The sequence below is a fragment of the Stenotrophomonas sp. YJH_SMC_12-1 genome, from assembly GCF_059370935.1.
The window spans coordinates 1-23918 of record NZ_JCAFUD010000015.1; the positions used below are offsets into that span (position 1 = coordinate 1).

The window sequence follows — 23918 nt, forward strand, 5'->3', positions numbered from 1 at the left end:
ACGGGTGCAGCCGGCCAGCGGCCGGCTCTACCAGATCTGGGGACGGTCGCAGGTAGTGGGTGGCGGTAGTGCCGGCCGCTGGCCGGCAATCTCGCGATCGCGCACGGGTGCAGCCGGCCAGCGGCCGGCTCTACCAGATCCAAGCATCATCGCAGGTGGTGGGTGGCGGTAGTGCCGGCCAGCGGCCGGCTCTACCTCACCTTGGGCTCAACGCAGTGCCAGATCCACGGCGACGCCGGCAAACAGCGCGGCACCCACCCAGTTGTTGTGCAGGAACGCCTTGAAGCACGGGCCGCGCTCGCGGTTGCGGCAGATCCAGAACTCGTACACCACCAGCGCGGTGGCCACGGCCACGCCGGCCAGATAGTACCCACCCAGCCCGCCACGCACGCCGACCAGCGCCATGGTGGCCAGGAACAGCGCGTACAGCACGCCCTGGATGACCAGGTCGAGGTCGCCGAACAGGATCGCGGTGGAGTGCGAGCCCATCTTCAGGTCGTCCTCGCGGTCGACCATGGCGTACCAGGTGTCGTAGGCGGTGGACCACAGGATGTTGCCGGCGTACAGCAGCCAGCCCAGCATCGGCACCTCGCCCTGCACGGCGGCGAAGGCCATCGGGATGCCCCAGCCGAACGACATGCCCAGGTAGACCTGCGGCAGATGGGTATAGCGTTTCAGGTAGGGGTAGCTGGCGGCCAGGAACACGCCGATGAAGCTCAAGCCGATGGTCAGGCCATTCAGGGTCAGCACCAGGCCGAACGCCACCAGCATCAGCACCGCGAACAGAGCGAGCGCGGCGCGGCCGCTGATTGCGCCGGTGGCCAGCGGACGCGCCTTGGTGCGTTCCACGTGCGGGTCGAGCCAGCGGTCGGCGTAGTCGTTGATGACGCAACCGGCCGAGCGGGTCAGCCACACGCCTGCTGTGAACACGAACAGCGTCCACAGCGGCGGCAGGCCGCCAGCAGCCAGCCACAACGCCCACCAGGTGGGCCACAGCAGCAGCAACGTGCCGATCGGGCGATCAGCGCGCATCAGACTCCAGTAATGCCGCCAACGCGGCGTCGCCGGCGACTGCGGCGAAGTGAGGGGGGTATCAGCCATGGCGATAGGATACTCCTGCCCCTCCGGCAGGGCTTTGCCGGTGGGGGGAGATTTGTTCGGCGAAACTGGATAGAATGCCGGTCCCGCACCGCCTCATGGCGCTGCGATGCCCGCCCCGGCACTGGCCGACGGCGCGGCAGTTCTACAACGCGCCCGTAGCTCAGCCGGATAGAGTAGTGGCTTCCGAAGCCATTGGTCGGGGGTTCGAATCCCTCCGGGCGCGCCATTTTTCCTTCATTGCCTGTACGCAGCGTCCCAACCGGGCGATGCTGCGAAGTCGCAAGGAATCCGGCTCGCCGCCAGGAATGTCAGGGAATGAACGTTGCCGAGCGATGTTCGCAACCGGCAGCGTCCTGTACCACGATGGAGTAATTCGCGCCCGCGCTGGATGCGCCGGGCAGGAACAGGCCATCACCATCGAACAGAACGCTCTGCTGTTCATCCTGCCCGATCGACACCCCGATCGCTCCCGGTGTGATTTCCTCAAGGATCACGTTGTAAGGCCGCCAGGCATCTTCGCCTGTGCACCTCATCTCTGCGCGAGCGGTCCTTGAGTTCAACCTGCGTCTCTCATCCACCCACAGCTGAAGCGGCTGACCAGCGTTGTGGCTGACCTGGAAGCGCCCATAGGTCAGCCCGTCGATGCTCTCGGTGCCGATGTAAGTGAATTGGACCGGCTGACACTTCGTCGTGCGGTTCGGATGCGCCGCACAGGATGTCAGTGCGGCCGCGAGGCAAAAGGCAGTCAGGCGCTTCATGGGTTCGAGGCCTGATGTGGGTGGTTGTCGCGGCGGAATGCGGCGGTGAGGGCAACCAGCACTACGCCCCAGAGCGGCGTGAGCAGCACGACGCTGATCACCGTCAGCGAAACCGGTACCTGCCAGAGCAGCGATGGCCTGAATCCGCTGAATCTGTAGGCTTCCAGTACAAGTACCACGACCTGGGCCAGAAGGCCCGCGAGCAGCCCCAAGCCAGCCCCCTTGGCAAGCCGCCTGAACGTCAGGCGGCCAGCGGCGGGAACCCGTGCGCCCATTCCCAGCAACAGAAGGCTGACGGCATACAGCCAGAAGAAAACCTGATGTGAGTCGAAGGCGTAAAGCGCCCTGCCCACAAAGTGCAGGAACAGCCAGAGTGCTCCACACGACACCGCGTAGGCCAGCCCGTACCGAAGAATCTGCCTCGCTTTCATCTTGTACCTCTCCGAGGCGTGCAGGCCGATCGCGTTCTGTTGTGGAGGAGCGCGGGAGCTCATGCACCTTGCCTCCTGCTTGGCGGCCTACTCACGCAGCCCATCGCGCAGCGCTCGAGAGTACTGCCTGCCCGAAGTCACTGTCGACACCGAACCGGGAAAGAAGTTCGCTGAGTACAGGATCCATGATGTTCATCGAGCTGCACGCACGGTAGACACCAACAGAGCGCTCGCAAATGAAATTCCCACTTCCCTATTCCCACCTCAGACCCACACACATAAGAATCTTCAAAGCGCTCCTGAACACCCTCCGAAGACCTTGGCAGGCCTCTTACTCAGGCTCACAGCAACCACTCGATGCACTTGCTCCCCACAACTTCCCATTACCCCGTACAAGATGAGAATTCCATTGTCATTTATGTAGCCGACAAAACTCCCGCCTCCTGCACCTGAGGCCGCTCTGACGAGATAAACAGTCTCCCCCTCTGCCGGCACTAACCCATTCAACTGTAGTGGCGCGAATTTCTCAGCCGCATCCGATGCTTGGATGATGCTCAAGTTCTGATCGAGCATCCACTGAGCAATCGATTTTTCGCTCTGCGGATTCAAGGTGGCCAAGCGGTCACTTCGAAGTGTCGTCGAGTTCCCAGGAATGATCTCATCCGATGAAACGTCCACCCAATCTGAGTTCCATTCAATGTGTTTGATCTGGCTAGTGCCACAGCCTCCGAGCAATGGAAGAAGGAGCGCAGCCACGCGTAGACTCACCATCATTTGCGCCCCAACCGCTTCTTGATAGCATCCCGAACCCTATCGTCTGGAACGCCAAGATGCTCTGCCATGATGTTTCCCTCCCACCCCGGAACGGGCTTGGTAGAACGAGATGGCGCCTGCGATACCACATCGTACATATCAAAACGACCATCGTACTTGAATTTCATCAAATGCCCTGCTTCGTGCGCAGCCGTCCACTCAGTGTTTCCTGCATACCATTTACCGACACTGCCTCCAGTTACGGTCGCCCCCCTCCCCAGCGGAACCTCAACACGGTTTAACCGACCTTTCTCCGGCTGGCTAACAGTCACTGTAAATCCGGGCGCAGACCAGGTCGATTCAATTGCATTTATCATTTTTCTCAAAGTCTCAGGAGTAGCTCCCTCACCACTGAAGCGAATAGGGATGTCGATATGAACTCCACCGTCCACGCAAGTGCAATTGGCCAGCAGTCCGAGCGGATCAACCGCCTGCACTGGATCAGCTGATACATAGGAGAAGGTAGATACCCCTCCGTCGAATCCCATCGGATCACTCTGCGAATAGCGCCCCGCTGCCGGGTCATACTCCCGCTGGTAGTTGTAGAACAACCCACTCGCATCCGTGGCCTGCTGGCCCGGGAATCGTAGCGCCAGCTCGAACGCCCCACCATCCCCATCCGGATCAGCGTTCGGAATCTGGTTACCGAACACCTCGCTCTTGTTGTTCCACTCCCAGATCGCCGCATCGCGCATCGGATCGATCACCACGCGCGGCGTACTCAGATGATCCGGCTGCACGTAGGCCAGCTGCGGAACACCGGTACTCGGCACATTGATCAGCGCCACCGGATAGTTGTCCAACCAGATGGCCTGCAACTGCGCCTGCCCCGTGGCCGAGTAGTTGCCCAGCCACTGCCCTGCTTCGTTATACAGGGTGATCTGAGCAGCGCCACCGGCCGGGCTGCGCAGCACGCGCTCGCCGCGATGGTTGTAACCGTAGCTCTCCAGTGCGGCATTACCCTGCTTCACCGCGTTCATGCGATTGGCATCGCTGTAGGTGAACTTCTTGCTGCCGATGCTGGTGGTGTTGCCCGCCGCGTCATGGTTGCGCGCTTCGCCGTCCACGGCGGTCAGCCGGTGGCTGGTTGCGGGATAGGTGTAGCTGGCGGTGCCTGCCGAGGTGGTCAATGCGATGCGATTGCCGGTGGCGTCATACGCATAGGTTTCAATCGGCGTGCCGGTCGCGCCGTCCTGGGTCTGGGTCAGGCGGCCCAGCGTGTCGTAGGCGTACTTGGCCAGCACCGTCGAGCATGTGCCGGTCTTCAGTTCAGAGGTCGTTGCGGCCGATTGAGTCCAAGCATGGCAATTCTACGATTCCGTACCCGCGCAACGCACCGCGTTTTTGGCGTGAATTACCATGGCAGGAGCGAGGACCAAGAGTGCGAACACTATTACAACTGTCAGGGCCAGCCACCATTTATTGCCTGTAACCGCAAGCACGAAGGGAATGCAGCGATGACGGCCAGTACATGAGCATAGAGTAGAAGAAGCACATATCTGTACAGACTCGACGCCGAATCCGCAACGCCCGCAATACTTCCGCACCGACTTGTTAAGTGAATTGAATGTAGAGAAGCTCTGTTCACGTGCCCCGCAGGAGGAGCACGTGAATGAAAGTATCGACCTCACCGGCAAACCTCCGCGCCAACTATTGCCGCCGCTGCGACAGCATCAGGATGCTGATAGGTAACTCTAAAGGATGAACATAGACAGCGAGCCGGATACCGGGATCCTTACCGCTGGTGAAAATATACAACTGACACCGAAACCCGAGGCAGCGCGGCTCAGTAGCTGTACGGGATACTTGGATGCTACCGCACTGACTGCCGTCGCGGTCTGACCAGGGGGCGAGGATACCTGGGAGAGCACGGCGTTCAGTTGAGTATGGGTACTGATTGCTTCCTGTTGAGTCCCTTGGCCCCACCAGTGTTCTCGTCCAGTGAGAGCTGCCGCACGCCACACAGGCCCGATGCGGATGTTATGGAACACACGCCGCACATGCGGCGTGTGCTACCGAACAATGGCGATCATGGAGGTAGCGTTCGAGAAGAATCAGCTCGGGTCCGACGCACGGGATGCTAGGGCAGACGGAGCAAACGTAGAGACCCGATGTGGATGGGGCTAGTTCTCCCATAGATGTGTCTTCTTGACCCGCCATACTCCTTCCTCTTTTCTCAAGAACACATCTGCGTTCTTTCCTGTCGGAGGGAATCCGATTTCCATGAAAGCAGCATCGTCATCAAAGTACAACTTCTCAATGGCAATGAATGGCGAAGTGCGATCATATGACGACGACTTTACGAACTGAAATCTCCCGCCGTTGGCTTCGCACAACGGCAATGAAGATGACGATTCATCGCCATCCCATAGAACGTTTATCCGTGAAGATCCCCATCCATCTCCTCCGTATGCAGAAAGCGCTGAATCCGAGGATGCCGCCTGGATGATTGCCACCGGATCATGACTACAGGGAGCACCTCTTTCACTGGATGACTTTGCGCATCCAAATAGGGTAAATGCAATTATCAAGCACAAGCCAACGCGAAAGAGGTTAGTGTGAAGCAGGCCTTCTGATCCCATAGACATACTCTTCATAGCTCCAACCCTCCTCGCCCTTGTACTGATTTTTGTTCCAGAAATACTCCGAGAAGTGAACCAACTCGTGCTCCAGTGTTCTTTCCAGCTTCTGCAGGAGTTCTGGGCTTCGGTCACCCGATTCGAAGCGGTCAAAATAGGTCTCATGAATAAATATCTCACCCGAGCCAGGCGCGTAACCACCATCGTCATGCCTCATGTATTTTGGCGTAATGACTGGCCCATCGCATTTCGATAGAAGCTGATCAAGATGCCCCTGTCCGATGTTTCCGTATCGCTGGAATCCATCATATTTGCGACTGGTCATTCGATCTTTCGTTCCATTCAAGAATTCCGTCGTCGCGGGGTACTTCTTGCTGACCCAGGAGTGATAGCGGAGAAGTCCTAATGGATCGACAAAGTCTAACGGATCATTTCCTGTGTACGCGTAGATTGAAGCTCCGCCTCTCAAACCGATCGGATCACTCTGCGAATACCGCCCCACCGCCGGGTCGTACTCGCGCTGGTAGTTGTAGAACAACCCACTCGAATCCGTCGCCTGCTGGCCCGGGAATCGCAGCGCCAGCTCGAGCGCCACACCATCCCCATCCGGGTCGGCACTCGGAATCTGGTTGCCGAATACCTCGCTCTTGTTGCTCCACTCCCAGATCGCGACATTCCGTACCGGATCGATCACCACGCGCGGCGTGCCCAGATGATCTGGTTGGACGTAGGCAAGTTCCGGCACGCCGGTGCCCGGCACGTTGATCAGCGCCACCGGGTGGTTATCCAGCCAGATGGCCTGCTGTTGCGCCTGCCCCGTGGCCGAGTAGTTGCCCAGCCACTGCCCGGCCTCATCGTACAGCGTGATCTGAGCTGCGCCACCGGCTGGAGTAAGCAGCACGCGCTCGCCGCGATGGTTGTAACCGTAGCTTTCCAGCACGGCATCGCCCTGCTTCACCGCGTTCATGCGGTTGGCATCGCTGTAGGTGAAGGTCTTGCTGCCGATGCTGGTGGTATTGCCCGCTGCGTCATGGGTGCGCGCTTCGCCATCCACCGCAGTCAGGCGATGGCTGGTTGCGGGGTAGGTGTAGCTGGCGGTGCCTGCCGAGGTGGTCAGCGAAGCGCGATTACCGGTGGCGTCATACGCGTAGGTTTCGATCGGCGTGCCAGTCGCGCCGTCCTGGGTCTGGGTCAGGCGGCCCAGCGTGTCGCAATCGCAATTGGCCCGCGGGACAGAGCATAGCGCAATGGCTTCAGACCAACGGAAGAGGATCAGCGCATAATCCAGATCACGATCAGGGGAATCAGCGATATGAGATACACAAGGAACGAGAACCAGAACACCAAGAGGAACAACTTGCGCACTCCTGATGCGCCGTTATGAACCCGCTTCCATCCGCAGATCGGATACTTGGTTAAGAAATGATCTCGCTCCAGGATCGCAGGCCTGCCAAGGGTGTCCCACAGTTCAGGGGAATTTCTCCTTAACTCCCAAACCAGAAAAATTCGCGAAACGAAAGCTATCAACAACGTTGCGATAGCGAGCATGCAAAGGGCTTCAAAAACTGATTCTAATGACATTCGCAGTCGCTCCAGGTAACTCCATTCCCCATGAATCTGCTTCGCCCAATCAGGTAGCTCGCCGAGGCATCCCAACCCCCCTGCCCCCCAATTCCAAATGAAGATACATCGCCAATCCTGAGGGTTGACAGAGAGCCCCCCCCACCGGCCGCTGCTCCCAACGAAAGAATGGAAGAAGCTCCGAGCAATTCGCTTGGATCGACATACATCAGGTTGCCTCCAGTGAGAGTGACATTAGAGACGGTGACGGAGATGGGAGATCCAGTGCCGACGCCAACCCCAGCAAAGCCGAGTTCGACGGACGCCTGACGTCCATTGAGACATTCGGACGTAAGGGTCAGTCTTGCACCACCCACACCACCTACAATCCCTACGCCAGTGCCCGCAAACGTCATGGTTCCAGTCCATGTCGCCAATCCGAGCGGGTCCGCTTTAGCCTGTGGAGTGAGATCCGCGTAACTGAAGGTTGAGATTCCCCCATCCAACCCAATTGGATCACTCTGCGAATACCGCCCCACCGCCGGGTCGTACTCGCGCTGGTAGTTGTAGAACAACCCACTCGAATCCGTCGCCTGCTGGCCGGGGAAGCGCAACGCCAGCTCGAACACCACACCATCGCCATCGGGATCGGCACTCGGAATCTGGTTGCCGAACACCTCGCTCCTGTTGTTCCACTCCCAGATCGCGACATCACTCACCGGATCAATCACCACGCGCGGTGTGCCCAGATGATCCGGCTGCACGTAGGCCAGTTCCGGCACGCCGGTATCCGGCACATTGATCAGCGCCACCGGGTAGTTGTCCAGCCAGATGGCCTGCTGCTGCGCCAGCCCCGTGGCCGAGTAGTTGCCCAGCCACTGCCCTGCTTCGTCGTACAAGGTGATCTGCGCTGCGCCGCCGGCCGGGGTACGCAGAACGCGTTCACCGCGGTGGTTGTAACCGTAGCTTTCCAGTACGGCATTGCCCTGCTTCACCGCGTTCATGCGGTTGGCATCGTTGTAGATGAACGTCTTGCCGCCGATGCTGGTGGTGTTGCCCACCGCGTCATGGTTGCGCGTTTCACCATCCACTGCAGTCAAGCGATGGCTGGTTGCTGAATAGGTGTAGCTGGCGGTGCCTGTCGAGGTGATCAGCGCGGTCCGATTGCCAGTGGCGTCATAGGCATAGGTCTCAATCGGTGTGCCAGTTGCGCCGTCCTGGGTCTGGGTCAAGCGGCCCAGAGCGTCGTAGGCGTACTTGGCCAGCACCGTCGAACCTGCGCCGTTCTTCAGCTCGGTGATCGACCCGACCGGGTCGTAGCCATAGCCCAGCGACAGGCCACCTGCGGCCGAGTCATGTACCGCCTGCGGGCGGTAATCCAGATCCAACGGACGCTGCAGCTGGCGGCCGTTGCCGTAGGTCCAGCCGGTCGCCGGGCCGAAGGCCGCACAGGTCACGTTGTTCACCACGATCTGCCGTACCTGGCCGGGGCGGGTCAGGCCGATCTGGCTGATGCAGCCTTGGGTATCGCGCACGTAGTCGGCCACGCTGCCGTCGGGGTAGGTCAACGCAGTCAGGCGACCCGACTTGCTGTAGGCATAGCGCAGTGTGCTGGCCACACCATTGACGGTCTGCACCTTGCGGGTGACCTGGCCGAAGCGGTCGTGGCAGTACTGGGTGCTGCCATTGGCGTGCAGCACCTGCCCCAGGCGCCCCTTGGCAAAGCGCTCGTCGGCGGTACACGCGGCAGGCGCCACGTCGTAGCTGTAGCCCACGTCCAGATTGGGGTCCGGGTAGGCGATGCCGATCAGGCGGTTGAGTGCATCGTAGTGATAGGTGGCGGTGATGCCGCGTGCATCGGTGGCCGTCTTGCGGTTGCCGGCGGCGTCCACGGTGAAGCTGCTGGCGCCACTGTCCGGGCTGACCTGCCCGGTCAGATCACCGAACCCGTTGTAGGCATAGGTCGTATGCAGGCCTTTCGGGTCGGTGACCTGGGTGACCTGGTCCAGCGCGTTGTACTGGCTGCGGATCTCCGCCGCCACGCCGCCGACATCCTGCAGGGTCTGCGCCAGGCGGTTGAGCGGGTCGTACTGCTGGCTGGTCACGCGCTGCAGTGCGTCGGTGATCGTCTGCGGGTTGCCGTTGGCATCGTAGGCAAAGCCGGTGGCGTGGTTGCCCGCATCCTTCAGCGCGGTCAGCTGGCCAAGCGTGTTGAACGTCCGCGCCAGGGTGCGACGCAGCGTGCCGCCAGTATCCAGCGTGTCTTCCTTGAGGCGGTTGCCGGCATTGTCCAGCGTGTAGTGGATGGTGTTGCCAGCGCTGTCGGCGATATCCGTCAGCCGCTGCGCGGCGTCGTAGACGTAGGTGACGCTGCTGCCGTCGGGCTCGGTGACCTGCTGCACTTGGCCGGTCGGCCAGTAGCTGATCTGGGTAGCCCGGTCCTCGGCGGTGGTGGCACCGCGCACGGTGATCGAGGTCGGCCAGCCGCGGGGATGGTAGGTGTAATCAGTTACCACGCCGTTGGCGTCCTTGACCGACAACGGCCGCCCGAACGCGTCGTAGGCCAAGGTCTCGACCGTCTGGCCCAGCGCATTGGTCACGCTGCGCAGGTCGCCCTTGCGATAGCTGCAGGCACCATTGGCCGCGCACCCCGCGTCATCCGCGGTGTAGTAGGCATAGGTGGAGACATCCGCCACATCACTACGCGGGCCATCCACGCTACGCAGCAGTCCCATCAGCGGGCACTCCGGGCCCTCTGCCTCACAGTAGGTCTGCGTGGTGACGCGGGTGTCACCGGTCACCATGTCGCGCACGGCGATGGTGGTCGGCTGGAGGCGTGCATTGCGCACGATGCGGATCTCACGGTTACCGACGGTCTGCTGCACCAGCCGATTGCTGTCCATGGCCACGCGCATTTCGCTGACGCGCTGGTCCGGAGTACCGGCCGCTTCGGTGGTGGTGGTCACGCTGATGGCGCCTGTGGCAGCATCGCTGGCCTCGGAATAGGCATACTGGGTGACAACGCCTCGGCGATCGGTCACCGACTGCAGCCGGCGCCGGAAATCGGTGCCCTCGGGCAGATAGGTGCGACTGATGCTGCCGTTGCTCTCGGTGACGCCGTTGACCTTGCGCGGAAGGCCGCTGGCGCCGCTGGCGGTCAATGCGTAGGTGCTCTGCTTGCCCAGTGCGTCGGTGACGATCGTGGTGCCTGCCAGGGTGTACTCCAGGCGCACGCCATCAATGCCCACGTCGGCCTGACTGCAATCGCCGGAATGGCGGCTGCAGGTGACCCGCCCCTTGGCGTCGTAGCCGTACCAGCTGTAACGCTGGTTGCCCTCGGCGGTAATGCCGGTCAGGTAGCCCGGGAAGCGGGCGTCCTCATAGTGATACGTGCGGCTGGCACCGTCTGCGTAGGTCGCACTGATCAATTCCCCGGCCGGGGAATAGGCGTAGCTCACCACGGGCTGGCCGGCGATCACCAGGGCCGAGATCAGCGAATCGTCACCCGGCGCGAGATACTGGACGTCCACGCGCCGGCCGGTTGAATGGGTGATGCTGAGCAGGCGGCCATGGCTGTCGCGTGCATAGGTTAGCGAGGTTCCGTCTTCGAAATCGCGGCGCTGCATAAGGCCGCCGGCATCGAACTGAATGCGCTCCTGAGCCCGCGACAACAACCATAGGCTCCCCTGTTGAGCCACGCGGTCCCCACTGCCATCCATTGCCTCATACACCGCTCCCACCTTCTTGAAGGCGAGCTGGCCACCCTCAGCGTCAATCAAACCCACCTGGACTTCCGAACTCGGCGGATAGCCCGTGTCATCAATGCCGAGCGTCAGGTGAATATTGTGCGAGTGCGTCCAACCTTGGCCAATGGCTCCGCCGCTGGTGCTGGTCAAGGAATGATACTGGCGATCGAAGCGGACCCACCCGAAATCAAGGTCCGCTTCCGGCTGAGACTTGTCGCCGGTGGTAGGGTCGCATGGATTACCGACTTTGCACTGCTGCGGCGGCAGCGGAGAAGTCCAGTAGGCCAGCAGCATTGCCATGTTTGGGTCGTCCTGCTGGATCAGGGCGCACATGCCCAGGTTATCGTCCCACATCATCATGGGGCGATTCATGCATTTTGCGGTTCTACTCCGAGATGCATTTTGCCAGAAGACCGTCTGCCTGCAGGAATTAATGCCCTCGAAATAAGTGTTCTTAGCGAATTTGTAGCGCTTGCTTTCGTTGATGACGCTACCGTCATCTCCCACTCCAAGCCCGCCAACCTCCTCCCAGGCCTCTTCAGTCATGACGGTGGCAGCGCACCGCGGATCGCTCGCATTCTTCGACAGGAACATGCTGCGGACGGCATCCTCCGTGGCGTACTTCTGATGGTTCTGCTCATACACCCAATCCGTGGTGACGATCTTCTCGGGCTTGACGCGATAGTCATAGATCGTCTTGTTAGGAAGGGCCCTCTGGCGCTTGACCTCCCAAACGAAAGGCTTATCGACCTCATACTCGGCGAAGAAGGCCCGTATGTCTTTCTGGACAGCCGCCTCCGTGGAACGGGGCTCTCCCATCGAGAAGTAGCTTTCCCATTTCTTCTCGATCTCCTGTGCCTGCACGCTGGACGTCGAGCACGCCAGCACGAACAGCGCAAGACTGATGAGCGAAGTGCCAGAGTTTGCCTTCAACATCCCTGTTCTCCTTCCTGGACGGACACAGCGCCGGCGGGAACGAGAACGTGGGCAGCAACCTCCTCACGTCATGCTTCGGATCGTCCCTGGTCCGGAATGCGGCGTGGCCGCATGGGGACGTTATCTCCGATGTGGTTTACACATTCAAGTCAAAAAACTGTGGAATGAGTCGAATTTCAGAACTTTCTGATGCGGGGGGGGGGGCGTGTCGGAAATGCAGCCAAGCGTGGGCTCGGCTCTACAAGGCGAATGCCCCAGAAACAGAAACGCCGGGCATCGCCCGGCGTTTCCGTCACCGCATGGAAGGGGTAAATCTCAGTACTTCCCATCAAACGCAAAGATCGGCTTGCGCTGCTTCCACGCGCCAGCGGTGAAGTCCGGGAACTCCAGCGTCTGGAAGCTGTTGGCGATCGACTGCTCGCTCAGCGGGGTGATCGCGCTCCAGGTCACTGCGTCGTAGATGTCGATCGGCATCGGAGCCTTCGCCTTCAGCGCTTCAACAAAGGCATGGATGACGAACCAGTCCATGCCACCATGCCCTGCACTCGCGGCGGTGTCGGCATTCTGCTTCCACAGCGGGTGCTCGTACTCGTCCTGGTACTTCTTGAACTCTTCCCACTGGTGCGGCGGGCTGCGGCCTTCGATGTGGATCGAATGGTTCACATCCATCCACAGGCCCTTGGTGCCCTGCACGCGGAAGCCCATCGAGTACGGTCGCGGCAGTGAAGTATCGTGCTGCAGCAGGATGGTTTCGCCGTTCTCGCAGGCCAGCGTGGTGGTCACGATGTCACCCAGCTTGAACTTCACCTTGGTGCTGGGGTGGGTGGTGCCGCCGCTCTTGGCCACGGTGTATTCGTGCAGGCCGCGTGCCTTGGTCGCGAAGGCATTGATGTGGGTGAAGCGGTTGCCACGGTTGATGCCGGTGTACATCGCGCACGGGCCGATGCCGTGGCTGGGGTACAGTTCGCCATTGCGCTCCACCGAATGCTCGGTGCGCCAACGTGCTTCGCTCCAGCCCTTGGGACCGAATTCCACGCCGCTGTCGTAGGGCTGGTTCGGGTCGCCGGAATTGAACTTCACGCCGCGCAGGTCGTGCTGGTAACCGGCCTGCAGATGCACCAGCTCGCCGAACAGGCCCTGGCGCACCATCTGCAGCGCGGCCATCACGTCGCGGCGGTAACAGACGTTCTCCAGCAGCATGTACGGGGTGCCCGTGCTCAGCTGGGTCTTCAGCACGTCCCAGTGGTCCTGCAGGGTGATGCCGGCCACCACTTCGCAGCCCACCGCCACCCCGGCCTGCATGGCGGCAATCGCCATCGGTGCGTGGTATTCCCACGGCGTGGCGATGATCACGCCATCGATGCCCTTCTGTTCCAGCAGGCGCTTCCAGGCGTTGGTATCGCGGTCCTGGCCGTAGGTCTTCGGGGCCGGCTTGCCGGCCTTGGCCACCATGTCCATGGCACGGCCGAGCATGATCGGTTCGATGTCGCACAGCGCGACCACCTCGACGTCGTCGCGGCGCACCAGCTCCTTCAGCAGCACCAAGCCACGCATGCCGGTACCGATCATGGCCAGGCGCACCTTGCGCCCGCGCGCCCATGCCGGGGTCTGCGGCAGCAGGCTGCTGGCGGCGACAGCGGCACTGGCCGCGATGAATTCCCTACGCTTCATGGCAAACATCTCTCCTCTTGGCAGCGAGCCGGCCGTAGCCGGCCCGCCGGGTCACGCAAACGGGATTACTTGAAACGGTAGCCGATGGTCACACTGTAACCACGGCCGAAGATGGTTGCGTAGTCACTGGAGTCACCCAGGAAGCTGTTCGGATCGTAGAACGGCAGGCGGTTGAACAGGTTCTTGACGGTGAAGCTCAGGTTCCACGCATCATCCGGGCGCCAGGTGACGCTCATGTTGGCGGTCCACCACGACGGCGCACCATCACACTTGCTCTTCTGCAGGGCCAGGTAGCCGCCGGTGCAGGTTTCCTTGTTGTTGCTTACCTCATCGACCTGGTCGGTCGCCCACTTGGTGCCGCCCACGTAGTTGACGAACATGCTGGTGGTCACCTGCTTGTAGGTCCAGTCGGCATTGAGCGTGGCACGCAGGCGCGGGTTGTTGTAGTAGCCGACCACGTCGCCGTAGTACCAGCCGTTCTCGGCGTCCATGTAGAAGCGGTTGCGGTTGGCGATGGTGGCCGCCAGGCCGATGTTCAGGTTGCCCCAGTCGCCCAGCGAGAAGCGGCTGCGCGCATCGATGTCGAAGCCGTCGATCAGCGTCTTGCCGCGGTTCTTGTACTGGCCCACCACGCTGGCCACGTTGCCGGCGGAGTAGCCCGGCAGGTTCGCCGGGCAGCTCACACCGCTGGCCGGATCGGCGCACATCGCCGCCAACTGCGCCAGGTTGGCGCGGTCACTGTCGGTGATCGGCGAGCGCGACATCGAGATGATGTCTTCCATGCGGCGATAGTCCGGCGCGACGATTTCATTGTTGCGGTAGATGAACCAGTAGTCGGCCGACACCGACAGCCAGCTCGCCGGCTCGTAGACGAAGCCGAGGGTGGCGATCTTCGCCTTCTCCGGCTTCAGATCCTTGTTCGGCTGGGTCATGCGCGCGACGGTACGGCTGCAATCGACGTTCAGCAGGGTCTTGCCCAGATCGACGTCACCCGGCCGCTGCGACTTCAGCAGCAGGTTGGCGATGGCATTGGTCTCGTTGCAGCGCAGTTCGTCACGGAAGCCGCCCAGCTGGGCGAACACGCCGCCATTGCCGGACTCGGCCAGGCTCGGTGCGCGGAAGCCAGTGGAGTAGGTACCGCGCAGCATCAGCTGGTCGAACGCCTGGTACTTGAAGCCGATCTTCGGCGCGATGTTGGCGCTGAAGTTCGGATACTTGTCCACGCGCACCGCGGCATCCAGCTCCAGCTTGTCGGTGATCGGCGCCACGGTCTCGGCGAACAGCGCGTAGGTGTTGCGCTTGCCGTCGAACCACGAGCCGCCCTGCTGGGTGATCAGGCCGTTGGCCGCATCGGCGTTGCCCGGGGTGTAGAAGGTTTCGCGGCTGGCGTTGAAGCCGAATGCGGCGCGCATCTCGCCGGCCGGCAGCTGGAACAGCGGGCCTTCGATCTTGCCGTCCAGGGTGTGCAGGCGGGTCCACGACTGGATGTCGAAGGTCGGGAACGCTTCACGGATCAGCGCGGCGTTGGCTTCGCTGATCTCGCCGAACTTGTACGCCGGATGATCGGAGATGATCACCCGACCGGTGCCCGGATCGATCGTGTACGGGCCGAACGCCTTTTCGAAGCCCTTGGTGTTGACGTTGATCGTCTGGTAGGTGGTGGAGTGGGTACCAGCGCTGGCGAAGGCGGTTTCCCAGTTCCAGTCACCCACATTGCCACGTGCGCCGGCCAGCACCCGGTAGCTCTTGTCAGTGTTGCGCTGGCCAAAGTAGTTCGGGCCGGCATCCTGCAGCAGGTAGTTCAGGCCGACCACCCCGCCCATCATCGCCTTCAACTGCGGACTGGCATGGTTGTATTCGTTGTTGGGGCCCAGGAACGGGTACAGGAACTGGTTGACGGTGTTGCCGGTATTGCGCGAGAACCAGCTGGTTGGGTTGCCGGTGGTGGTGCCGTAGGTGCGCGGCGTGCCACCGTTGGCGCGCAGGTCGATGTCGGTGTAGGTCGCCTCGGCGAAGATCTCGGTGCTGTCGCCCACCAGGAACGTGCCGTTGAGGTAGGCGGTGTTGCGCTCGGACTTGGCGCCGGCATCGATCTCGTTGTTCATCCAGGTTTCCCAGACGCAACGCGGACCGGCCGCTTCACTGGTCAGCACGTTCTTGCAGCCCGGTGCAGCTTCCTGCACGCGGCGGCCGGTGACCGGATCGAAGGCGAAGTAGCTGCCCGGGTTGAATTCGCCCGGCTTGCTGCCCACCCCGAGGCGCAGGTTGTTGAGGTAGTTCGGATTGTTGACGTAGTACTGGTCGGGCCGCTTGTCGTAGAAATCGCTCAGCGGGATCGCGTCGCGGCGGTACATGTTCACCGCGCCGTAGATGTTGAAGCGGTTCTCGGCCAGGTCACCGAAGCCGGCGGTGATGCTGGCCTGGCGTTCACCGTAGGAGTCGATGCGCGAAGAGGTGTCGTTGGTGAAGCTGACCTCGGCCCCCTGGAAGTTGCGCTTGGTGATCACGTTGATCACGCCGGCCACCGCGTCGGTGCCGTACACCGCCGAGGCGCCGTCGGTCAGCACTTCCATGCGCTCGATGGCCGCGGCCGGAATCGCATCGATGTTGACGAACTGGGTCTGGAAGCCGGCCGGTGCACCGTAGTACGACAGGCGGCGACCGTTCAGCAGCACCAGCGTGCCCTGGGCACCGAGGCCACGCAGATTGGCCTGCGAGGCACCATCGGAACCGGTGAACAGCGAACGCGCGTCCTGCTGCGCCGGGCGGGCGGCCGGCAGGTTGTCGAGCACCTGCAGCAGCGTGCGCGCACCCATGTTCTGGATGTCCTGCTTGCTGATCACCTGCACCGGCGAGGCTGTTTCCACGTCGGTGCGGCGGATGTTGGAACCGGTGACCTCGATGCGGGCCAGGTCGGTGGCCTTGTCCTTGCTCTCCTGGGCGAAGGCAGGAACGGCGACCGACAGCAGCACGCCGGCGATGGCCAGCGACAGCGGAGCGATCGAACGACAGGGGGGGCGGTGGTGGCGGGCGGGCAACATCGGGGTTCTCTCCTGGCAGGGGTGCAGCGCAATAAGTGAGCGCGTGGGCGTTCGGCGGGCAAAACGCTCCCGGGCCACGGCCACGAGGGCCGTAGTCGGAATGGGCGGGGGGAGGAGCGGTGTTACGAGGGGGTCATGGGGCGACGATGCTGGCGGAGTCGCCCTCCTGGCCGATCAGTACGGCATTGGCCCAGTTGGCGCAGACCTGGGCGGGTTGACTGCCCTGCGCACCCAGCGTGCGCAGGCTCAGGGTGGAAAGGCCTCGGATGTCCAGCTCCGGCTTGACCACGCCGGGTGCCTTCACCAGGCCGCTGTCATACAACAGGCGGTTGTCACCCCAGACCTGGAACTGCAGGCCACCGGCGGTGCGGCAGGCGTCGTCGATGCCGAGGTCGGCACGCAGCAGGTGCCAGCCGCCCTGCAGGCGCAGGTCGATGCGGCTGTTGGCGCCGACGCCCAGGCCACGGCGGAACTGCAGGCCGTTCATGCGCATGCCGGCGTCGCCACGGAAGGACTGGTCGGTGCGCACCTGGCTGGCCAGCGCGGCCGGCACCGGCAGCTCGGAGAGATAGCGCTGCCGGGCCGGTCGCTCCGGTTCCTGGTGTTCGAGGATGTGGAAGGTGGACAGGGCGATCGGGCCGACGTCGCGTGGCTGCAGTGCATCGAATGCGCGGGCGCTGCCCTGTGCGGCGGTGACCATCGGGTCGGTGCTGCTGGCGCCGTCGCCTTCGGGGTTCTGCACGCTCAGCACGCGGAAGCGCAGCAGGCGCCCGGCATGGGCCGGGAACGCGATGCGCTGCACGCCCTCCTTCAACTGCAGGCGGCCACGTGCGATCGGCTCGCCCCACTCGCCATTGCTGTCGCCCAGGTACACCTCGTAGTCGCGCACCTGGCCGTGCTTCCAGTTCTTGTCGTTGCGCGGCGCGATGTCGATGCCGTCGATCATCCTGCGCTCACCGAAGCCGATCACCCACTCATGCGCACCGGTGCGTACGGCCTGGTTGCGCACACTGCGGAACCAGGTGGCCGGATCGTCATCGAAGGCATTTTCCAGCGCATGGCCAGGCTCTTCGGCCGGGCGGTTGACCACCAGCAGGCTGTCGGCCGGCAGTTCGCGGCCCAGCACCGGCGCAGCCGGATAGGCATCGTCGGCGGCCGCAGCGGCCACCGCGAAGTCCAGCTGCAGCTGCAGCGGCTGGCGGATGTCCTGGTTAGCGGTACGCACGTGCAGCGTGCCACGGCGCTCCTTGGCATCGAAGTACCAGCCTTCAGCCGCACCGTTGAACGCCGCCGCATCGGCCAGCGCCGGCAACGCGCGGCCACCGGCCTGCACCGCACGCGGCGCCTGGCGGCTGAGCACGCGCAGGCCATAACGGCGCTGCGCCAGCTGGCCGTTGTACTGCCCCTGCACCGGATCGATCTGCACCTGCACCGGGCCACTGCCCTGCAACGGCGCCTGCACTCGGATCTGCTGCGTGCTCGACTCACCCTGCTGGTAGCGGCGCGTGTTGCCATCGTCTTCGTACAGCGTGTACTGCGACTCGCCCTGCGGGTACAGGTCGAACGTCACTTCATCCAGCGGCTTCTCGCCGTCGAACAGCATCGACGGGTACATCGGCAGGATCGCACCGGCACGCACGAATACCGGCAGCGTGGCCAGGTCCACCTGGCGGTCGAGCTGGCGGCCGTCGGCGCCGGCCTGCACGCGGCGGCCATCCCAGTAGTCGATCCAGCCTCCGGCCGGCAGGTGGATGTCGCGCCGCCAGCCACGGCTGGCGGCCTGGCTGCGGTACACCGGCGCCACCAGCAGGTCGCGGCCGAGCAGGAACTGGTACTTGTAGCTCTCATCCTGCGCATGCGGGTCGCGCGGGTTGTCCCACATCAGGCCACGCACCGGCGGCGCACCGGTCTGCGCGGCGTCGTGCACCAGCCCGTACATGTACGGGGTCAGGCGCATCTTCAACTTCAGGTAATCGCGGTTGATGCTGCGGTAGGGTTCGTCGTACCACCACGGATGCTTGCGTGCGTTCGACGACCAGCCACTCATGCCCATCAGTACCGGGGTGAACGCCTTCCACTGCAGGTCGCGGGTGAAGGTCTCGGCGCTGCCGCCGAAGATCGCATCCACATCGCCGCTGGCGTAGGCCATGCCGGACAGGCCGGAGCCGACCAGGGTCGGCACGTGCCAGCGGATGTAGTCCCAGCTGCTGCTCTGGTCGCCGGTCCAGGCCACGGCGTAGCGCTGGATGCCGGCCCAGCCCATCACTGTCCACAGGAACGGGCGCGAATCGGAATTGTCGAGGATGCCGTTGAACGCCTGACGGTTGGCGTCCATCGCGAACTGGTAGCCCTTGCCGGTCCAGGCCACGTCCAGCTTCTGCACGCGGCTGCCGGCCTTGCCCACTTCCCAGGCGATCTTGTCGACGCCGTTCTCGGTCCACAGACCGGTGCGGAAGCCGTACTTGGCCAAGCCCTGCACGGTTTCCGGCAGCTTCTTGTAACCGCAGCCGTAGCCATCGTTGGGCAGGATCCAGCCACCGGGCATGTCGTGGGCGCGGTACTGCTTGGCCACCGAGTCGATCACATCCGGCGTGGTGCCGGTCGGGCCGTCACTCCAGCCTTCGGGCACGGTGCCGGGCTTCTTGGCATTGTCACCGTCGTTGTAGCAATCGGCATCGCCGTAGGACAGCGCCCAGCGCGCGACCATGTTCGGGCGGCCGGTCAGCTGGGTGTAGCGCTCGATCAGTTTAGGCAGGTCGGCGCCGACGAAGTAATAGGCATCGAAGCGGTCTTCGCGGTGCATCAGCGTGGCCTGGTCGGCCTCGCGCAGATCGTAGCTGCCATCGCTCCAGGTGTTGCGCAGCATGCCCCAGCCACGGCTGCTAAGCAGCATCGGTGCAGGGCTGGGGCGGTCGCCCTCTTCCCAGCCGCCGGAGTAGGACACGTCCAGCTCGCGGCCCTTGAACTGGTAACGGCCGTTCTGCTGGCCGCCACCGAAGTAGCCCTCATCAGCCTGCGAGGACAGCACCTGCACGCTCTGCGTGGCATCCAGGTCCAGCGGCTGCAGTTCCTGCCACAGCGCGGTGGGCTGGCCGTTGTCCAGGCGTTCCAGGCGCATGCGCAGCGGCTGCCGCTGTACATGCAGGACCAGTGCATCGGTGCGCACGCGGATTTCCTGTGCGTCTTCTTCCAGCTGCGCCTTCACGTTCGCCTTGGGCTGCGGCAGCACGATCGGTGCGGCCTTGTCGCCGGCACCGGTCAGCGTGCCGTTGCGGCCGGCCTGCACGCGGATGATGTCGGTGGCCGGCAGTTCGATGCGGATGCGCGCGCCCTTGTCGGTCTGCAGGTCCCAGCCCTGCACGCCGTCGCCGCTGGCGCTGGCGGCAACCGAACGCAGGTTGCCGACCGGCTCGGCCTGGGCCGGCATGGACGCCAGCATCAATGCCGGCAACAGGGCCAGCATCAGCGGCGAGCGACGAACGCAGTTTTCCACGCGGACTCCCAACCCGTTCACCGGGCGTTTCGAAAGCGATTGGGCCGACTCTAGGGCAGCGATTCGAAAGATGTCAACAAATTGAAAGGAAAAAGGAAGATATATTCCATTGAAACGAAAGTTGCTGCGCCGCAATACTTTGTGTAATCGCTTGCAGACGCCTGTTAAGCATTGTGCTATACGGCATCCGGCGGATTCTTGCGTTTTCCGACGTGCTCTGGGCGGAGCGAAGTCGGCGTCACATTTTCTTTCTTTTTACTTTCGCTATTTGACATTTCGAAAGAAAACGCAGATGGTGCGCTGGCCCAACTGGAACCTCCGAATGGACGTCACCCTGCTTTCCGATGTGTCCGCCTGGCAGCGCCTTGGCGGAGCCGATACCGCTACCGAAATCGCCCAGCAGCCTGCGCTGTGGGAAGCCCTTGCACAGGACCTGTCGCGTGCCCGCGACCGCCTGCAGGCCTTCCTCGGCGACAGCCTCAACGATCCCAACCAGCGCGTGCTGTTCACCGGCGCCGGCAGCTCCGGCTTCATCGCCGAAATGGTGGCCGACGCGATCAACGCGCAGTGGCCAGCCGATGTGCGCGTGGTGCACACCACCAGCCTGCTGACCCACCCGGCGCTGTACCTGCAGCGCGACCGCCCGACCCTGCTGGTCTCGTTCGGCCGCAGCGGTTCCAGCCCGGAAAGCGTGGCGGCGGTTGACCGCGTGCGCAGCGACGTGGATGACGCGCGCTTCCTCGACATCACCTGCAACGCCGATGGCGAACTGGCCCGCCGTGGGGCCGGCCGTGCCGATACCTGCACCCTGCTGATGCCGTCGGCCAGCTGCGACCGCGCCTTCGCCATGACCAGCAGCCTGACCTGCATGCTGTTGGCCGCGCTGACCGTGTTCGATCGTTCGCCGTGGGATGCGCGCGTGGCGCGCCTGAAGCAGATCGCCGCGCTGGCCCGCGAAGGCCAGGCGCAGTGGGACGCACCGGTGGCGGCGCTGGCGCAGCGCCCGTTCAACCGCATCATCTACCTCGGCAGCGGCCCGCTGGAAGCGCTGGCACGCGAGTGCGCGCTGAAGGTGCTGGAACTGACCGCCGGCCGCGTGCTGGCGCTGGCCAACACCCCGCTGGGCTTCCGTCATGGGCCGAAGTCGACGCTGGATGGCAACACCCTGGTGGTGGTGCTGCGCAGCGTGCAGCCGCTGGCGCGCCGCTACGAACAGGACCTGCTGGAAGAACTGCGCCGCGACGGCGTGGCCGGCCAGGTGCTGGCGATCGGCCCGCATTCGGACATCGGCGCCGATGACGAATACACCCTCACCGTGCCGGCACTGGACGACCCGTGGCTGGCGCCGGTGTGGCTGGGCTTCGCGCAGCTGTTCGCGCTGCAGCGCTCGGCCGCGCTTGGCCTGACCCCGGACAACCCGTTCCCGGATGGCACCGTCAACCGCGTCGTCAAGGGCGTCACCATCCACCATGGCTGAGCTGATCGCCCACGCCTGCTACGGCATCGACATCGGCGGCACCAAGATCGAGCTGGTGGCGTGCGATGCGGCGATGCAGGTCACCTGGCGCCGCCGCGTGGCCACCCCACAGGGTGACTACGACGGCTTCCTGCAGGCGGTGGTGGCGCTGGTGGCCGAGGCGGACGCCGCCCTCGGCCGCAGCGATGCGGCCATCGGCATCGCCCTGCCCGGCGTGCGTGACCGCCGCAGCGGCCGCCAGCTCAGCGCGAACGTGCCTGCACTGACCGGCCAATGCGTGGCGCAGGATCTGCAGGCACGCCTGCAGCGCCCGCTACACTTCGGCAACGATCTGCAGTGCTTTGCCCTGTCTGAAGCGCACGGCGGCGCGGCTGACGGCTACCCCAGCATGTTCGGCGCCATCCTCGGCACTGGTGCCGGCGGCGGCTTCTGCCTGCACGGCCGGCTGCTGTCCGGCTTCAACGGCCTGGCCGGCGAATGGGGCCACTGGAGCGTGCCCGGCCACCTGCTGCAGCGCCACGGCCTGCCGCTGCTGGACTGCGGCTGCGGCCTGCAGGGCTGCGTGGAGCGCTATGTGTCCGGCAGCGGTGTGGCGATGATCGAGCGCCACCTCGGTGGCAGCGCCGCCGACGCCAGCGCCGTGATCGCCCTGGCCGAAGCCGGCGATGCACGTGCGCGCAAGGCGCTGGACATCCACCGCGATCTGCTTGGCCACAGCCTGGCCGCGCTGGTGCTGGCGCTGGACCCGCACGTGATCGTGCTCGGCGGTGGTCTCTCGCAGTACGCGCCGCTGTACCAGCAGCTGCCGTCGGCCATCGCTGCCCATCTGTTCAACGGCGTGCAGGTACCGCCGATCGTGCCGCCGCGCTTCGGCGATGCCGGTGGCGCACGTGGTGCCGCCCTGCTCGCCTGCCAACCCTCGTTTTCCTGATGTCCGGAGCCTGACCATGTCCCCGTTGCAGACCCTGCTTGCCTCCCACCGCGCCGGTGCCAACGTCGGCCTGTACAGCGTCTGCTGCAGCAACGAGCAGGTGCTGCGCGCGGCCATGCACGTGGCGCTGGCACACGGCACCGTGCTGCTGGTCGAGGCCACCTCCAACCAGGTCGACCAGTTCGGCGGCTATACCGGCATGACTCCGCCGCAGTACCGCGACTACGTCGCTACCCTGGCCGATGAGGAAGGCTTCCCGCGCGAGCGGCTGATCCTCGGCGGTGACCATCTTGGCCCGAATGCCTGGCAGAAGCGCCCGGCTGCCGAAGCGATGACCCACGCGCGCGTGCTGATCGAAGCCTACGTCGCCGCCGGTTTCCACAAGATCCATCTCGACTGCAGCATGTCCTGCGCCGATGACCCGGTGCCGCTGCCCGATGCCATCGTTGCCGCACGCTCGGCCGAGCTGGCCGAGATCGCCGAACGCACCGCCGCCGAACACGGCCTGCCGCCGCCGGTCTACGTGATCGGTACCGAGGTGCCGATTCCCGGTGGAGAAGCCTCGCTTGCCGAGGGCCTGCAGGTGACCACGCCGGCCGCCGCCGCGCAGACCCTGGCCATCCACCAGCAGGCGTTCGACACGCCGCAGCTGCGTGATGCGTGGCAGCGCGTGATCGCGATGGTGGTGCAGCCGGGCGTCGACTTCGACCACAGCAGCGTGCACGAGTACGACCCGGCCGCTGCCAGCACGCTGGCCGACTTCCTGGAACAGCAGCCACGCATCGTCTTCGAGGCGCACTCCACCGACTACCAGCGCGAAAGCGGCCTGCACGCGCTGGTGCGCGACCACTTCGCCATCCTCAAGGTCGGCCCGGCGGCGACCTTCGCCTACCGCGAAGCGCTGTTCGCGCTGGCCGCGATCGAGGCAGAACTGCTGCCGGCCGCACAATGCTCGCGCCTGCCGCAGGTGCTGGACGAGGTGATGGTGGCGCAGCCGAAGTACTGGCAGTCCTACTACCAGGGCGATGAGGCAGCGCTGCGCCTGCTGCGCAGTTACTCCTTCAGCGACCGCTGCCGCTACTACTGGGGCGAGCCGGCGCTGGTACAGGCGGTGCAGACCCTGTTCGCCAACCTGGAACAGCACGCGCCGCCGCTGGTGCTGCTCAGCCAGTACATGCCGGAACAGTACCGCGCCGTGCGCGAAGGCACCCTGGCCAACACCCCCACCGCACTGGTGCAGCACCGTATCGGCCTGTGCCTGGGTGAGTACGCCCGTGCCTGCAGCGCCAACCAGGCCGGAACCCGCACTCACCACGCAGGTTCGGCTGCCGCCGTTGCTGCGAACGGCTAATCTCTACCTTTCCCCGCGACACCGAGAATG

12 protein-coding genes, 1 tRNA gene and 2 pseudogenes are annotated in these 23918 nt (G+C 63.7%); 4 read left to right on the top strand and 11 right to left on the bottom strand.

The window, feature by feature from the left end; translation table 11 throughout:
• Positions 1–207: 207 nt before the first annotated feature.
• Positions 208–1101 (bottom strand): 4-hydroxybenzoate octaprenyltransferase, encoded by an 894-nt coding sequence (ubiA, locus tag AC5P8Y_RS19625; RefSeq protein ID WP_033833742.1) that lies wholly within the window; start codon positions 1099–1101, stop codon positions 208–210.
• A gap of 149 nt (positions 1102–1250) precedes the next feature.
• Here ubiA and AC5P8Y_RS19630 point away from each other — a divergent pair.
• A tRNA-Arg gene (locus AC5P8Y_RS19630) sits at positions 1251–1327 on the top strand.
• An 82-nt stretch (positions 1328–1409) separates the two neighbouring features.
• Here the strand turns inward: AC5P8Y_RS19630 and AC5P8Y_RS19635 are convergent.
• The 10 genes and pseudogenes from AC5P8Y_RS19635 to AC5P8Y_RS19680 all read right to left on the bottom strand — a co-directional run bounded on the left by AC5P8Y_RS19635 (position 1410) and on the right by AC5P8Y_RS19680 (position 20129).
• Entirely contained in the window at positions 1410–1859 is a 450-nt protein-coding gene (locus AC5P8Y_RS19635) for a hypothetical protein (RefSeq protein ID WP_049453480.1), read from the bottom strand.
• Positions 1856–2353, bottom strand: a complete 498-nt coding sequence (locus AC5P8Y_RS19640; RefSeq protein ID WP_224481903.1) for a hypothetical protein — start codon at positions 2351–2353, stop codon at positions 1856–1858. The genes AC5P8Y_RS19635 and AC5P8Y_RS19640 overlap by 4 nt, the downstream gene beginning before the upstream one ends.
• Before the next feature lie 225 nt (positions 2354–2578).
• Entirely contained in the window at positions 2579–3046 is a 468-nt protein-coding gene (locus AC5P8Y_RS19645) for a hypothetical protein (RefSeq protein WP_227832754.1), read from the bottom strand.
• 14 nt (positions 3047–3060) lie between these two features.
• Positions 3061–4377: pseudogene (locus tag AC5P8Y_RS19650) on the bottom strand (RHS repeat domain-containing protein); the annotation flags it as partial.
• 1279 nt (positions 4378–5656) lie between these two features.
• Positions 5657–6892: pseudogene (locus AC5P8Y_RS19655) on the bottom strand (RHS repeat-associated core domain-containing protein); the annotation flags it as partial.
• A gap of 62 nt (positions 6893–6954) precedes the next feature.
• Positions 6955–7230 (bottom strand): hypothetical protein, encoded by a 276-nt coding sequence (locus tag AC5P8Y_RS19660; RefSeq protein WP_049418016.1) that lies wholly within the window; start codon positions 7228–7230, stop codon positions 6955–6957.
• 23 nt (positions 7231–7253) lie between these two features.
• Complete coding sequence (locus tag AC5P8Y_RS19665) at positions 7254–11924, bottom strand: RHS repeat-associated core domain-containing protein (RefSeq protein WP_258391709.1); 4671 nt, start codon at positions 11922–11924, stop codon at positions 7254–7256.
• 315 nt (positions 11925–12239) lie between these two features.
• Entirely contained in the window at positions 12240–13595 is a 1356-nt protein-coding gene (locus AC5P8Y_RS19670; RefSeq protein ID WP_005411496.1) for a Gfo/Idh/MocA family protein, read from the bottom strand.
• 65 nt (positions 13596–13660) lie between these two features.
• Positions 13661–16636: a TonB-dependent receptor gene (locus AC5P8Y_RS19675; RefSeq protein WP_111188363.1), complete on the bottom strand. Its 2976-nt coding sequence runs from the start codon at positions 16634–16636 to the stop codon at positions 13661–13663.
• Positions 16637–16769: 133 nt separating this feature from the next.
• On the bottom strand, positions 16770–20129 hold the full coding sequence (locus tag AC5P8Y_RS19680; RefSeq protein ID WP_111188364.1) for a TIM-barrel domain-containing protein: 3360 nt from the start codon (positions 20127–20129) through the stop codon (positions 16770–16772).
• 322 nt (positions 20130–20451) lie between these two features.
• Between AC5P8Y_RS19680 and AC5P8Y_RS19685 the strand changes: the two genes are divergently transcribed.
• The 3 genes from AC5P8Y_RS19685 to AC5P8Y_RS19695 are packed head-to-tail and all read left to right on the top strand — an operon-like array spanning position 20452 to position 23888.
• Positions 20452–21606 (top strand): SIS domain-containing protein, encoded by a 1155-nt coding sequence (locus AC5P8Y_RS19685; RefSeq protein WP_005411499.1) that lies wholly within the window; start codon positions 20452–20454, stop codon positions 21604–21606.
• On the top strand, positions 21599–22537 hold the full coding sequence (locus AC5P8Y_RS19690; protein ID WP_024958683.1) for an ROK family protein: 939 nt from the start codon (positions 21599–21601) through the stop codon (positions 22535–22537). The genes AC5P8Y_RS19685 and AC5P8Y_RS19690 overlap by 8 nt, the downstream gene beginning before the upstream one ends.
• 16 nt (positions 22538–22553) lie before the next feature.
• Positions 22554–23888 (top strand): D-tagatose-bisphosphate aldolase, class II, non-catalytic subunit, encoded by a 1335-nt coding sequence (locus tag AC5P8Y_RS19695; RefSeq protein WP_111108653.1) that lies wholly within the window; start codon positions 22554–22556, stop codon positions 23886–23888.
• Positions 23889–23918 lie beyond the last annotated feature (30 nt).

What these genes read in the sequence shown, in the direction of transcription:
- ubiA (WP_033833742.1), bottom strand. Translation starts at nt 1,101, where the DNA reads ATGGCTGATACCCCCCTCACTTCGCCGCAGTCGCCGGCGACGCCGCGT.
- AC5P8Y_RS19635 (WP_049453480.1), bottom strand. Translation starts at nt 1,859, where the DNA reads ATGAAGCGCCTGACTGCCTTTTGCCTCGCGGCCGCACTGACATCCTGT.
- AC5P8Y_RS19640 (WP_224481903.1), bottom strand. Translation starts at nt 2,353, where the DNA reads ATGAGCTCCCGCGCTCCTCCACAACAGAACGCGATCGGCCTGCACGCC.
- AC5P8Y_RS19660 (WP_049418016.1), bottom strand. Translation starts at nt 7,230, where the DNA reads ATGCTCGCTATCGCAACGTTGTTGATAGCTTTCGTTTCGCGAATTTTT.
- AC5P8Y_RS19665 (WP_258391709.1), bottom strand. Translation starts at nt 11,924, where the DNA reads ATGTTGAAGGCAAACTCTGGCACTTCGCTCATCAGTCTTGCGCTGTTC.
- AC5P8Y_RS19670 (WP_005411496.1), bottom strand. Translation starts at nt 13,595, where the DNA reads ATGAAGCGTAGGGAATTCATCGCGGCCAGTGCCGCTGTCGCCGCCAGC.
- AC5P8Y_RS19675 (WP_111188363.1), bottom strand. Translation starts at nt 16,636, where the DNA reads ATGTTGCCCGCCCGCCACCACCGCCCCCCCTGTCGTTCGATCGCTCCG.
- AC5P8Y_RS19685 (WP_005411499.1), top strand. Translation starts at nt 20,452, where the DNA reads ATGGACGTCACCCTGCTTTCCGATGTGTCCGCCTGGCAGCGCCTTGGC.
- AC5P8Y_RS19690 (WP_024958683.1), top strand. Translation starts at nt 21,599, where the DNA reads ATGGCTGAGCTGATCGCCCACGCCTGCTACGGCATCGACATCGGCGGC.
- AC5P8Y_RS19695 (WP_111108653.1), top strand. Translation starts at nt 22,554, where the DNA reads ATGTCCCCGTTGCAGACCCTGCTTGCCTCCCACCGCGCCGGTGCCAAC.